This is a genomic window from Zobellia sp. OII3, from assembly GCF_002211465.1.
Classification (GTDB): domain Bacteria; phylum Bacteroidota; class Bacteroidia; order Flavobacteriales; family Flavobacteriaceae; genus Zobellia; species Zobellia galactanivorans.
Genome location: NZ_MWRZ01000001.1, coordinates 1,370,749 through 1,384,806, shown reverse-complemented (window position 1 = coordinate 1,384,806; position 14,058 = coordinate 1,370,749). Strand labels below are relative to the sequence as shown.

The window sequence follows — 14,058 nt, the reverse complement described above, 5'->3', positions numbered from 1 at the left end:
AAATGAGGACATCTGGCCAAATGTCATTCTTGGTTTTCAAGAACAGGACAAAGGTTGAAAATTGGCTTCCCGATTTTAGTAAGAGTGTAAAACAAGGGTAAGACAACAGTAAGGTTTCTTACTATTCTTACTGTTTTTTATTGCAGTTGTTGGATGATTTTATCTATTTCTTCCTTTTCTTTTGGGTTGTGAATTTTGTTTTTGTGAAGATTATTCGCCTTTAATAGCGTACCTGTTTTAGTAATAAATTTTCCAGAACGTTCTATTGAGGTAGGATTGAAACCATTAAAAAATGGTTTAAGTTTTGTTACAAGGTAACTAAACTGTGTAGTTTCGCATTGAAGATAAATTTGCGATTCTGTATTTGCAAAATCTTTTGCTAATAACAATTGGTGCAAATGTTCAACAGTTGTGCGGTTATCTAACAAATCGATTTTTAGATTTACTTGTTTAAGTACAGTTAGCAAAGTTGAAGTGTCATTACTTTTATATCCAAAAGAAGTCTTGGGTGTTGCTTTCGTTTTTGATGTTTTTTTGGTAGCAACTTTTTTAGTGGTGTTCTTTTCTATTAAGCTAACATCAAAAGTTTCATCATTAAAGTATTTTTCTGCAATTTCAGAAATTGAGAATTTTGTATTTTCCGAAAATTGTCCGTATTGCTCTTGTAGTTCAGCATACAACCTTATTACAGATACTTTTAAGTAGTTTATGATATAATTGTCATCATTATTTAAATCTGTTGTTATACCTCTTTTATTGATATAAGTTGCAATGTCATTTAAGTACTTATCAAATTTATTAAGTAGAATGGTATAGCTGTATTTATTTTCTGGTGTAGTTGCATTTTTCGGAAATTCCTTTACAAATGATGCTACTGTATTTTCTGTTTCATTAATTATTAGCTTTTGATAGTATTCTTTTTTCGCATTTAAAGGCTTTTTAAAGTTTACTTTAAAAACTGCGTTATTAGCTTTTTGGTTCAATTTAAAATCAGACAATAAGTATTTAAAATCCTTTTCCTGTCTATTATCTCTATGTAAGCCATTGGTTATAGAAACCAAACTTGAAAATATACTTCCTTTCATTATAAATCCAGTTGAATACGGTTAGCAGCTTCTTTCTTTTTATCGTCAATTACTTTGGCATATATCTGTGTAGTTCGTAACTCTTTATGACCTAATAATTTTGATACAGTATATATGTCTGTACCCAAAGTTAATTGTAAGGTAGCGTAGGTATGACGCGCACAATGAAACGTAATAGTTTTAGTAATACCTGCCTTCATCATCCATTGTTGTAATTTTAAATTAGACCAGGCACTATAATGTAAGCCATCAAATACTTTATCGTCTGGATTACCTTTTTCTCCTAATAGATTTCTTGCTTGGTCTGATATTGGTAAGGTTTCGACACCTTTAGTTTTCTTTTGTCTAAATCGGATATAATATCCCATTTCTTTTGAGTGCTGGATTTCTGACCATATCAGTTTTTCAATATCTGACCAACGTAATCCGGTTAAAGCTGAAAAAATAAAAGCATTCTTTAAGATAGGCAGTTCACATTCTGTATTAACTGCTTTTTGTAATTCATCAAGCGTTAAAAATTCTCGTTGAGGTTCTCCTTGTTTAAAATACTCTACACCATTTGCAGGATTTACTTTTAAAATTCCATCCTTGACCGCCTGTTTTAATGCCGCTGAAAATTTACCATAATACGAATATTTTGAATTTTGAGACAATTGCTTACCTGCTCTACCTATTGCTTCTTTATCTAAATACTCTTTGAAACGCTCAACAAACGATTTGTCTATATCTTGAAAACTAACATCTGTTGGACAAAACTTTTTTAAATGTTTTAGCATACTATTCCAATTACCATAATTGCCAGAGCTTGTATTTTTCTTTTCTGCTAAAGCTGTGATATAAGTAATAAAACTACCTTTTAGCTTTTCAATATCTTGAAAGCCATAAATACCATTTTGAATTTCTATTTGTCGCTGTGCACATATAGTTTCAGCCAATTGTTTGGTTTTCTTATTAACCTCTCTTTCAGTTTTGGTTTTAGGATTAGGTGTAAGGTATAAGCGTAAGTATTCTGTTTTACGTTTGCCTTTATGATAGTAATCTAAATACAGACTTATTTTGTCGTTCTTCTTGCGTTGTCTTAATGTTACTTTCATAATGGAATTAATTAAAAAGGTTTTCTATTTGCCATCTGGCCACAATACGCTTTCTACCAAAAGGAACTGCTTTTAAACGTCCTTGTTGAATCATTCTTTGAATGGTCCATCTACTCACGCCAATCAGTTGTGAGGCTTCTGTTACGCTTAAAAAATCTTTGTTATTTACAGCATTAGGATTGCGAACTTCAACAACTTGTTTTTGCTGTTGCATATCTTCAGTAAGAGTAGCTTGAATTTTTTCTTGACGTTTGCGTGCCTTATAAGCTCTTTTTGCACAAGTATCGCCACAGTATTTAGTAACTGTTGTACGTGCTGTAAATGCATTACCGCAATGCTTACAAGTTTTTGGAATGAATAAATTACTGCTCATAAATGGTGCTTTATGTAGCGTAATGGTGCAACGTGGTGCGTTATGGTGCATCATTTCGCCAATATCTTCGCCAACAGAAATGGGCAACAATTCTATATTTCAGGCAACAGATATACAACAAATTTAATCAAAAAAGAGCAAATAAACAACAAATAAAAGAAGATAAAACACTATAAAGTCAACAATAATAAGGGATTAACAAATAAAAGAAAGTAAGTTACTTCCCAATACAAAAATTAGCGAAAATATTCCCCAATAGTTCATCATTGGTCACTTGGCCGGTTATCTCCCCTAAATGATATAGGGCTTCGCGAACATCAATGGCCATAAGGTCGCTAGAGAGCCCTTCTTCCATACCAAATTGCACCTTTTCTATTTCCTCAAGCGCTTTTAAGAGCGAATTGTAGTGCCGTGTATTGGTTACAATTGTCTCATTGTTACGCAAGGCTCCCGTATTTACGAATTCCAAAAGTTTGTTCTGCAAGTCCTCTACCCCTTCTCCGGTTTTGGCAGAAATATACCTCACCTCACTTAATGCCCCTGCAATATTTTCCTTATCCTTTTCGGTCAAAGTATCGGACTTGTTTACCAATAGAAGCAAAGGTTTTTGCGGGTTGCGGTTTTTTATTTTTTCGAAATCGACTACAATGTTTTTTAGCTTGTCACTATTGGCCCTAAGCTTGGCCCCGTCAACAAGAAGCAAAACGACCTGAGCCTGTTCGATCTTTTCGAAAGTCCGTTTTATACCCATACCCTCAACCACATCTTCCGTTTCGCGTATCCCTGCCGTATCGATAAAACGAAAACCGATACCTCCAATCGAGATCTCGTCTTCTATCGTATCCCTAGTAGTGCCTGCAATATCGGAAACCAAGGCACGCTCTTCATTCAAAAATGCATTGAGCAAGGTAGATTTTCCCACATTGGGTTCACCCACAATGGCTACCGGGATCCCGTTTTTAATAACGTTTCCTACGGCAAAAGAATCGATCAATCCCTTCAATACTTTCTGAATACGCCCAAGCAACTCCTTAAACTGCGTACGGTCGGCGAACTCTACATCTTCCTCAGAAAAATCCAACTCCAATTCAATTAAAGACGCGAAGTTCAAGAGCTCTTGTCTCAAAGACTTGATCTCGTTACTAAAGCCGCCGCGCATCTGCTGCATGGCTATCTGGTGACTGGCCGCATTATCACTGGCTATCAGGTCAGCCACCGCTTCAGCCTGGCTAAGGTCCATTTTACCATTGAGGAAGGCCCTAAGGGTAAACTCCCCTGCTTCGGCCGTTCTACATCCGTTCCTTAAGAAGAGCTGAATGAGCTGTTGTTGAATAAATGGGGAACCATGACATGAAATCTCGACAACGTTCTCCCCTGTATACGAATTCGGCCCTTTAAAAACCGATACAAGAACCTCGTCCAACAACTTCCCTCCATCGACAATATGGCCCAAACTAATGGTATGGCTCTTCTTCTTGGTCAAATCCTTACCATAGGCCGATTGAAAAAAGGGGGCTACGATATCTATGGCCTTTTCGCCAGAAATACGTATTACCGCAATAGCCCCGGCACCTGAAGGCGTGGCCAATGCTATGATGTTATCGTTAGGGATCATTCATGAGTTTTTGCAAAAGTACTCAAAAACAGATAGAAGTCTTCGGCCTTCTTGTACGACAAAAATATAATTGCACCAAAGTGCAACAATAGCCGAAAATATCTACCTTCGCGCCTCCATTAACTATTATAAATTAAATTTATTATGAAAATACGTTTATTGACTTTTTGTGTGATTTTTATAGGTATGACCACCTTGACCTTTGCCCAAGAAGAAGGAGAAGTTCAAAACGACTCTATTTCCCAAGTCGAACAAGCGGAAAGGGAAGCCAAGGAAATCAGAAAACAAATCGAAGCGGCCGAAAGAGAAGCTAAAGAAGCCGAAAAGGCGGCCAAAGCCGCTAAAAAAGAGCAAAAAAGAGCTGATAAAGCAGCTAAAAGAATCGAAAAACTGAATGACAAAATCAGTGCGATCAGAAAAACCTTGGACCGCGACGAAAAGAAAGTCAGCAAGATCAGCAACAAAATGGAAGTGGACAAAATCAAAGGAAAACTTTCTCCCAACGATATCACTAAAATCGAAAAGAAACTAAGCAAACTAAAAAGTAGCATTGCAAAGAATCAGGAAAAACTGTTGAAAATAGAGCGTAAGCTATAGTAGTATCCACTAAAATTTATTTTCAAAAATCCCGTACACTCCATGTCGTACGGGATTTTTTTATTTCTTATCGCCATCTTAAATTGTAACATTTTGCTTTTTAGCTCGTCTTATATTTAGAACCCCTAAACAATCAAAAAATGGAAGTCATCAATCAAAACAAATCATTAGAAAAGAACAATCAACTATTGGTCATTGCACACCTATCACAGTTGCTGACCTATGTAACCGGTTTTGGCGGGCTTATCGTACCCTTAATACTAGGCTCTCCACAAAGGACAACGTTGACGGCATGGACGAGCATGGCAAGTCGATTGTCAATTTTCAATTGAGTATGCTCCTTTTTACCATACTTAGTATTCCGGCCATTTTGCTTTTAGGCCTAGGCATCTTAAGTTTGATCTTCATTGGCATAATCGCTTTTGTAATTCCCATCGTGAATGCTGTAAAAGCAAGCAACGGCGAAACTCCAAGCAATTTTATGACCATTCGGTTTATCTCGTAAAAATCACCTTTTATAGAACAAATAGGTCTATGACCATACTCGGCCCGCGATAGTATTATCGCGGGCTTTTTGCTTCTATACCCCCCGAACAACATCAAACCATTAACATCGATATACCGATTACGCTGGTATAGCTTAAATTTCATATTTTTAACCTGCGCCCCAAAGCATCGCAGAACCAACCAACATGAAACCACCCTACTTACTGTTATATGCACTCCTTATACTTTTGTCCATCAACCCGGTTTTTGGGCAAAATATAAAATTCAAGACCCTCAGTACCAACGACGGGCTTTCGAATAATTCCATCACCGATTTGATAAGCGATGACGATGGTATATTATGGATTGCCACTTGGGACGGACTCAACAGTTACAACGGCCAAAAATTCACGGTCTACAAACACGATATAAAAAATTCGACTTCCATAGCCGGAAACAATATTCAGCATCTAAAAAAAGACGGCCAAGGAAATATTTGGATTGTTACAAAGGATAAAAAAATAAGCAAACACCTAGGCAACGGCAAGTTTCAAAATTTTTCCTTTGATGAACCCCTACAATATATGGCCCTCACCAAAGAGGGAGGAATAGGCATCCGGACCGATAATACCCGTTACGAATTTATCGATGGCGACTTTAAAAAAGCTCAATTTGTCGAGAAAAAAAAGGAAGACAACAGTATCCTCAGGGAGCTTCTTTTGGACAAATTTCCGAATACCATTATCAACGATGTCCTCAAAGACAAATCCGGACATATCTGGTATGCCACCCGAAGGAACGGTATCTATATCATTCCCAACAGCACGACCAACCGCGACAATGAGCAGATCGATCATTACTTTCACGACCTCTACGACCCCTATAGTTTTGGCAGCAATGAAGTAGAAAAAATATACGAGGACAGTTTTGGCAATATATGGTTAGGACATAAAGACGGAGGCCTTAGCATGGCCTATAGCGGCTCTGAGCAAATCTCTACAATTATACCACATCCGAACAAATATCCACATTTACCCAACGAAACCATACGGGCAATTACCAAGGACTTCAATAATCGCATCTGGCTCGGATATTACACAAAAGGCCTGTTTTACTTTGACCAAGAAGAACCGTGCTACTTAAAATATCATATTGCCGAGGCCCAAGAAAATTCAGACTGGGGGCGGGTACGGTCGCTTTACACCACCTCCAATGGTGAAATTTGGGCAGGCACCTATGCCGGTATTATTCGAATTAAGAAGAACGGCTATACCCTGTATCAATCTAAAAACACCGCCAATCTTCCCAACGACAGAAACTATTCGTTTCAAGAAGACAACGGTAATCAGCTCTATATAGCCTGTTGGGGAGGGGTGGCCAAATTCAACCTGAAGACCGATAGCTTTGAGGCTTTTAAAGGTCAATCGGCATTGGCCCCATACCATATCAGAAACATAGAATACGCCGATAACGAGCTTTTGGTCAGCACCGAAAACGAAGGTCTGGTATTGCTTGACCTTGCCACTGGCGAACTAACGGACATCACGGTAAAAGACGGACTCTTGGGCAATAGCGTCTATTCTTCCTTTAAAGACAAGCAGTCGGGTTATTATTGGACGGGAAGCCTTGGCGGCATCAGCGTATACGACAAAAACAAGGGGCTTATACAACATATTTCAGAAAAACAGGGCCTCCCGAGCCATATGGTATATGGCCTGCTCTTAGACAGCGATAAGGTTTGGGTGAGTACGACCAAAGGGATTGCCGCCGTAGACAGAAACGATTTTTCAGTTACAGGCCTGAATATGGATGAAGGCTGGCAGGCCCGTGAATTCTCAGAGGGCGCCTACTACCAAGACCGCAAAGGCACCTTGTTCTTTGCGGGAATAAACGGGCTCAACTACTTTTCGCCAGCGAGTCTGAACATTACCAAAAAACTACCGAAAATAAAGATCGAAATAGACGATACCAGCGATTTTACGAAAGGTATTACTAAAAATTTTATCGACAATTCCCTAGATATAAAGATCGAACCCGTTGTTTTTACGCAAGACCCCAACAATCGGGTACTGTATAAACTTTCCGGTTACGATACCGATTTTCAAGAATTCAAGGAAGGCCAAGGCCGTGTCCATTACACCGGTCTGCCCGATGGCGAATATATTTTTGAAGTAAAAAACTCTTCTGACAAAGACCTAGCCTTTAAAGGCATTCCCATCATCATCAAAAAACCGTTTTACAAGACCACCCTCTTCTACCTACTTCTATTGACCACCTTACTACTAAGCCTTACAAGCTGGGTACTGGTACGAAACCGCAACATTGCGCAAAACCAGAAAGAATTGGAACGTAAAATAGAGGAACGGACCGAAACCATAAACCGGCAAAAAGAACGGCTCTTGAAGGTCAACCATACCTTAGATGAAAAAAACAAAGAAATCAATCGCCAAAGGGAAGAACTCTTAAGCTCTTATCACCAGCTTAAAAACGAAGATTTTGAAATCGAAAAGTTCAAGACCTTCGTATTGTCGGAGTTCAAGGAACCGGTTTCCAAAATTATTGAGAACACCAAAGAACTGAACGAAGACGACGGCACAAAACGAAATATCAATAAGGAGTCGAACAAATTGATCACATTGCTATCGGAATGGGACTACCTTACCAACTCTAAGGACATAGGCGAACTAAAAAAATCGGCGACCAAAATAAGACAAACCATAAAAGTACTTGTAGACGGACTCGCTACACATGCCCGAAAATCGAAAATCAATTTAGACTACACCCTAGATATCGAAGACCAATGGGTAGAACTAGACTCCCTCCGTTTTAAATTGTTTTTCAAATACCTCTTTAACGACATTCTCAAATACCTTTCGAAAGACAGCTACCTAAAACTTACGGTAAGGACAAAAGGTAATTCCTTAGGACTCTTTATAAAGTCGGACAGTAAAGTACTCTCCGACAACTTTTTCAGCATACAACATTACAGTCCGTATTACAAAGCATCGAACACCCTGCTAGCTGCTATGGAAGGAAACCTTAGCATTGAAAAAAACGACGAACTGATCATTTCGGTACACTTGCCGATCAAGGTGGTAGATACCGAAAACAATAAGGTAGAAGAAGTCTTATGGAAGCACCTCGACCTAAATGAAAAGCTACCCTCGGACAAAAACAACATTCTAGTTTTTTGTAATGATGACGACGCCTTGCCGGCCCTTCAATTATTCGACCACCCCGACAACAATCTAATCTTTGAAAAAACGGCATCAGCGGTAAGCTCGGCCATCAAGCACGTAAACATACATTGCCTGGCCCTATACAATATTCCCATTGACGAACAGTTGGTACAACTCTTTCATCTTATAAAGAGCAACGGGACCCAGATAGCCGTTTCGGTGCTGTACGTTTCCGAAGAAATAAACCATTCATTGCGCATACAGACTACGGAACTTGGCGTAGACACCTTTATACAGTTGCCCGTAAGCAAGTCTTTTATTCAAAGTAAAATCTCGAAACTCACATCCGTCAGAAAAGAATATGCGAACAACACATCAAAACACCTCTTCTATGTTCCGCCTTTCGATGAGACCAAAACCCTATCGGTCAACGAAAAACTGGTAAAAAAGGCATTGGCCCTGATAAACAAGAACCTCAACGACCCCTCCTTTAATGTTCAGAAGCTACAAGAATTGCTTTTCGTATCAAAGATCAAATGCTATCGGGCCTTTAAAGAGGTGCTCCAGCAGTCCCCTTCCGACGTCATTATAAAGTTACGCCTGCAAAAAGCCGAATTTCTACTTAAAAACCACACCTTGAACATTTCCGAAATAAGTATAGAATGCGGTTTTAACGACCCTAAGTACTTTAGCCGCCTATTTAAGAAAAATTTCGATTATAGCCCAAAAGCATATCGCGCCAAAACCGACAACGCCTAACGTTAGCTACATATTATCACAATGTTACGTTAAAATTATTGTAACGAAAGTGCACTAAAAAGAAACCATTCACCCCCTTTTTTGAGGCATAAGTACACCTTTATGATTCTTTTTTCATCTGGAAGAAGTAGCACCTCCGACTACTTTTGGTTCATAACCAATTTAAAATTCTACCTAAATGAAAAAAGTGTACTTAGTTCTGCTAATAGCATTAGGATGTATTTCCTTTTCTTATTCGCAAGTAACAGTAAAGGGAACGGTAGTTTCCGAAACAGATGGAATGCCGGTTCCTTCGGTATCGATTGTACTGAAAGGGGAAACCCAAACCGGTACCTCAACAGATTTTGACGGTAACTTTACGCTAAGCCTCTCCGAAGAAAGTGGAACCCTAGTGTTCTCTTCCCTGGGTTTTGCCACTAAAGAAGTAAACTTTTCAGGAGACCAGGTCCTGAATGTATCGATGAATGAAGAAGCCAGCTTCTTGGATGAAGTAGTCCTTATCGGCTACGGCTCCTCAAGAAAAGGTGATTTAACAACAGCTATTGCAACGGTAAGCAATGTAGAGAGTATTGCGTCAAGACCCGTTACGAACGCTACGGAGTTCTTACAAGGTAATGTTGCCGGTGTAACCGTACTAAACCAAGGTGGTGACCCTACCTCTAGCGGCAACGTCGTTATTCGCGGTCTAGGAACTTTCGCTAATGAAAGTCCGCTTACCGTAGTAGATGGTGTTCCTTATTATGGCCCTGCCATCAACCCTAACGATATTGCCTCCATTTCTGTTCTTAAGGATGCGGCATCAGCAGCTATTTATGGGGCACAAGCAGCATCGGGGGTCATCGTAATCCAAACCAAAAAAGGAGAGATGGGCAAACCCCGTATTACCGTAGACTACTATGGTGGTATCCAAGAAGCCACCAACCTACCAACCCCGCTTACGGCACAACAGCAAGCCAACACATACAATACCGCTGCGGATAATGCCGGAACCCCAAGACAATCTGCCCACGACCTCGAGCAAAACCCCTACGGACAAGTAAACCGTACCAACTGGGTAGATGCCATTTTTAGGCCCGCAGGCATGAACAATGCCAATATAAACATAAGCGGTGCAGGTGAAAGCATGAACTATCTTACCTCCTTCGGATATACCAAAAGAGAGGGCCTTTTGGAAGGAACAAGTTCTGAGCGCTATAATTTTAGGGTGAAATCCGATTTTGACCTTTCCGACAAAATCAAAATTGGCGAAAACGTTTATTTTTCAAAAACCGAGGCCGTAGGAACGAATACCGACAACCCCTATTCCGGCACCATCATTAATGCGGTTTACATGCCTTCAGCCTCCCCTACCCGTTACGACGACGGCAGTTTTGCCGGGGTAGCCCCTGAAAACCTATCACAGTTCGCAGGAGCCTATGGTGATGTGTACAACCCTTTGGCCCTCTTGCTAAGACCTACGACCAATGCGCCTACAAACTTTTTGAACGCCAATGTATTTTTAGAATATAAAATCTTGAACGGCCTATCGTTTAAAACCAATTATTCATACAGTTATACCCATTCGCAGTACAAAAGGTTTCAGCCCAAAGTACCTGAACTGGGGCGTTCAAACCCGAACAACTACCTAGATCAGACGACCTCAACCACGAACCGCTGGGTCTGGGACAACCAATTGAGCTATAAAAGATCATTTGGCGACCACAACCTAGACCTTACCGCTATCTATTCTTCCCAGCATACGGACTTTGAGAGCCTATCTAACCGAGGGGAAGGTTTTAGCAACGAAGATGCGTTCAACCAATATCTATCGAATGCATCCGTCATCAGAAACCCCGGCACCTCAGTTTATGAAGATGCCTTGACATCGGCCATTGGTAGGGTTATGTACAATTACAAGAATCGCTACTTTATCTCAGGGAGTATCAGAAGGGATATGACCTCACGCTTAGCGGTAAACAATCAAGCGGATAACTTTCCATCGGCCACCGTGGGCTGGCGATTGTCAGACGAATCATTCTTCAATGTCGAAGCCATCAATGACCTGAAATTTAGAGCTTCTTGGGGACAAATAGGAAATATCAACTCCGTAGGTTATTATTCTTTTGACGTTCCATTGAACACCACGGTAGTTACTATTGGCGAAGACGCCTCACATGACGACAAGGGCGCATACGTTGGAAAGCAATCGAACCCGAACCTGAACTGGGAGGTGTCGGAATCAGTCAACTTTGGTATTGACGCGGCCCTTTTCAACAATAGTCTAAGCCTTACTTTCGATTACTTCGAAAAATCGACCAAGGGAATGATCCTTCCCGGTCTTGAAGATCTACACCAAGGTACATCGGCTGCCGATGTAAACGGTGGAGAGGTAAAGAACAATGGCTTTGAAATTTCGGCAAGCTATTCCAAGCAAATAGGAGACCTCGACTTTACCATCAATGCCAATACCAGCGTACTTGAAAACGAGCTAGTAAACCTAGATGGTTATAACAAAAGTGGAATCAACTTCATTGCCCACAGCGACAATGTCAGAGGGGTACTTAGACCCTTCCGTTCAGAGGTCGGACGGGCCTTATACTCGGTTCATGTAGTGCCTCAATTGGGCATATTCCAAAATCAGGCGGAAATTGATGCCTATGTAAAAGACGGCAATCTAATACAGCCCAACGCCCAGCCTGGCGATTTTAAATTTGCCGATAGCAACAATGATGGAAAAATAGATGATAACGACAAGGTCTTTTACGACAGTTACCAACCCGATTTTACCTATAACTTCGGTCTGAACCTGAATTACAAAAATTTTGATTTAGGCATGTTGTTTCAAGGGGTTTCAGGTGTTGAAGTATTTAACGGATACAAGTTTTCTACCTATAACGCTTCGCTTACCGGATATAACCTAGATAACAGGGTACTTGACGCATGGTCTCCTTCCAACACAGGGGCCACTACACCAAGGCTATCGACCAAAGACGACAACCAAAACTTTGGTCTGGCATCGAGCTGGTATCTTGAAGATGCCTCATACTTGAGAATGAAGAACGTAACCCTTGGGTATACCATAAACGACCGGATTATGAATACCGTATTGCCCGGCTCGTCATTGCGTTTTTACATCTCCGCAGAAAACCTATTTACCATTACAGATTATACGGGCATGGACCCCGAAGTTGGTGGCAAAGGATTGGATATCGCACGATACCCATTGTCAAGAACCATTACTGCCGGTCTATCATTATCGCTCTAACCTAAAAAAATACAAAAAAAATGAAATTCAATAGCATAAAAACCATGAGCTTGGTACTGGGCTTTGCCGGCCTTAACCTGATTAGTTGCTCTGACGATTTTACGGAGGTCACTCCCCTAGGAAGCACATCATATGCCAATTTTTGGGCATCTGAACAAGATGCTTCCGAGGCTGTCAACAGCATGTATGCCTATATGACCGATGAAGAAATGTTCTCCCGCGGATTCTTCTGGTACATCAATGCATCCGATGACATGATTACAGGTCGTATAAAAGCTGCGGCCGACAATATTAAGAGTTTTAACATCACAGGCGGAGAAGGCGGATACACCTCAACATGCTACCCCAACACCTACAAGGTGATCCGAAGGGCCAACGATGTAATTCTGAACGTCCCCAATATGGAATTAAGTGAAAGCCTAAAAAACCAATATTTGGGAGAAGCCTACTTTATGCGGGCCTTCAGTTACTTCTGGGTGGCCCACACCTATGGAGATAATGGTGAAAATGGAGGCGTACCCATTATTACGGAAGAGAACATGAACGATGAGGCCGGTAGTTACTCAAGACCGGCCAGCGTGGTCGAAAACTACAAGCAAATAGAGGCCGACCTTATGAAAGCCGCGGAATTATTACCGCTATTCACCGAATATTCTTCCGATAACTATGGTCGCCCACATAAGGACGCCGCATACGCCTATATGGCAAAAACCAATCTATACTGGGCACAACACGATGCCTCTAGATATGCCGAGGTAGTAAAGTACGCCGATGCCGTTACCAATAGCGGTTCGGGTAGGGCATTGATCAACACGGGAAATCCGTCAACAGATTACCGTGAATTGCACAGCCATTTGAACAACTGGACCAGTGAGTACATTTGGTCCGTTAACTCCGGGGTAGACAAAGGCAGTATTCTAACCGGTGTCATGCTGGAAAACAAGGGCTGGGGCAAGTATAACGGGTGGGGATACTACACCCCATCAGAAGGCCTTTACAATGAATTTGAAGCCGGTGATGCGAGAAAAGCGGTGACCATATTGAGCTTCGGAGATGAATTTACCTATTTCGGGGAAAACCGAAGATACCAATCGGAAAACTCCCTATCGGGTTTTCAGTTCAACAAGTACATGTATGAATTTCAGTTCGAAAACCCTATTGGAACTTATCTCAACAGTAATGGCGATGCCCCCTCAACCGTTTACAACGTTCCCCTAATGCGTTATGCTGAAGTGTTGCTCATGAAGGCCGAAGCCCTCATTATGGACGGTAAAAATGGAGATGCCCCATTGAATATGGTACGGGAAAGGGCTGGTCTTGCTCCCATTACCAATGCGACCATGAGCGATTTAAAACATGAAAGACGGGTGGAATTGGCCGGCGAGTTCGCCAACCGGCATTTTGACCTTATTCGTTGGGGCGATGCCGAAGAAGCGTATTCAAAACCTATTTTTGGACGCATCTACACCGATCGTTCCGATCCCGATTCGCCTTACAGTTCTGAAATTGTATGGCCTGCACGAAATTTTGACGCCTCCTACATGAATGTTTGGCCCATACCCAATACAGTAATAGAATCATCTGGAATTCAACAGAACAAAGGATGGTAATCACAAAAATCAGTTC

The 14,058-nt window shown here is 41.0% G+C and carries 8 protein-coding genes and 1 pseudogene; 5 read left to right on the top strand and 4 right to left on the bottom strand.

The window, feature by feature from the left end; translation table 11 throughout:
* Positions 1-137 precede the first annotated feature (137 nt).
* The 4 genes from B4Q04_RS05745 to mnmE all read right to left on the bottom strand — a co-directional run bounded on the left by B4Q04_RS05745 (position 138) and on the right by mnmE (position 4,167).
* The gene (locus B4Q04_RS05745) at positions 138-1,085 is read right to left on the bottom strand and encodes a DUF6617 family protein (protein ID WP_013622769.1); all 948 of its coding nucleotides are present in this window, start codon (positions 1,083-1,085) and stop codon (positions 138-140) included.
* Positions 1,085-2,179, bottom strand: a complete 1,095-nt coding sequence (locus B4Q04_RS05740) for a site-specific integrase (protein WP_013622768.1) — start codon at positions 2,177-2,179, stop codon at positions 1,085-1,087. The genes B4Q04_RS05745 and B4Q04_RS05740 overlap by 1 nt, the downstream gene beginning before the upstream one ends.
* 7 nt (positions 2,180-2,186) lie before the next feature.
* Positions 2,187-2,552: a helix-turn-helix domain-containing protein gene (locus B4Q04_RS05735; RefSeq protein ID WP_013622767.1), complete on the bottom strand. Its 366-nt coding sequence runs from the start codon at positions 2,550-2,552 to the stop codon at positions 2,187-2,189.
* Between the two features lie 217 nt (positions 2,553-2,769).
* A complete protein-coding gene (gene mnmE, locus B4Q04_RS05730; protein ID WP_088696228.1) occupies positions 2,770-4,167 on the bottom strand; it encodes a tRNA uridine-5-carboxymethylaminomethyl(34) synthesis GTPase MnmE in 1,398 nt (465 codons plus the stop codon).
* A 144-nt stretch (positions 4,168-4,311) separates the two neighbouring features.
* Between mnmE and B4Q04_RS05725 the strand changes: the two genes are divergently transcribed.
* The 5 genes and pseudogenes from B4Q04_RS05725 (at position 4,312) to B4Q04_RS05705 (ending at position 14,042) form a co-directional block, all read left to right on the top strand.
* Complete coding sequence (locus tag B4Q04_RS05725; protein ID WP_123772336.1) at positions 4,312-4,764, top strand: hypothetical protein; 453 nt, start codon at positions 4,312-4,314, stop codon at positions 4,762-4,764.
* A 140-nt stretch (positions 4,765-4,904) separates the two neighbouring features.
* A pseudogene (locus tag B4Q04_RS05720) lies at positions 4,905-5,269 on the top strand (DUF4870 domain-containing protein).
* A gap of 187 nt (positions 5,270-5,456) precedes the next feature.
* Positions 5,457-9,188: an AraC family transcriptional regulator gene (locus B4Q04_RS05715; protein ID WP_088696226.1), complete on the top strand. Its 3,732-nt coding sequence runs from the start codon at positions 5,457-5,459 to the stop codon at positions 9,186-9,188.
* Between the two features lie 178 nt (positions 9,189-9,366).
* Positions 9,367-12,432: a SusC/RagA family TonB-linked outer membrane protein gene (locus B4Q04_RS05710; RefSeq protein ID WP_088696225.1), complete on the top strand. Its 3,066-nt coding sequence runs from the start codon at positions 9,367-9,369 to the stop codon at positions 12,430-12,432.
* A 20-nt stretch (positions 12,433-12,452) separates the two neighbouring features.
* Positions 12,453-14,042, top strand: a complete 1,590-nt coding sequence (locus tag B4Q04_RS05705; RefSeq protein WP_088696224.1) for a RagB/SusD family nutrient uptake outer membrane protein — start codon at positions 12,453-12,455, stop codon at positions 14,040-14,042.
* The last annotated feature ends 16 nt before the right edge of the window (positions 14,043-14,058 follow it).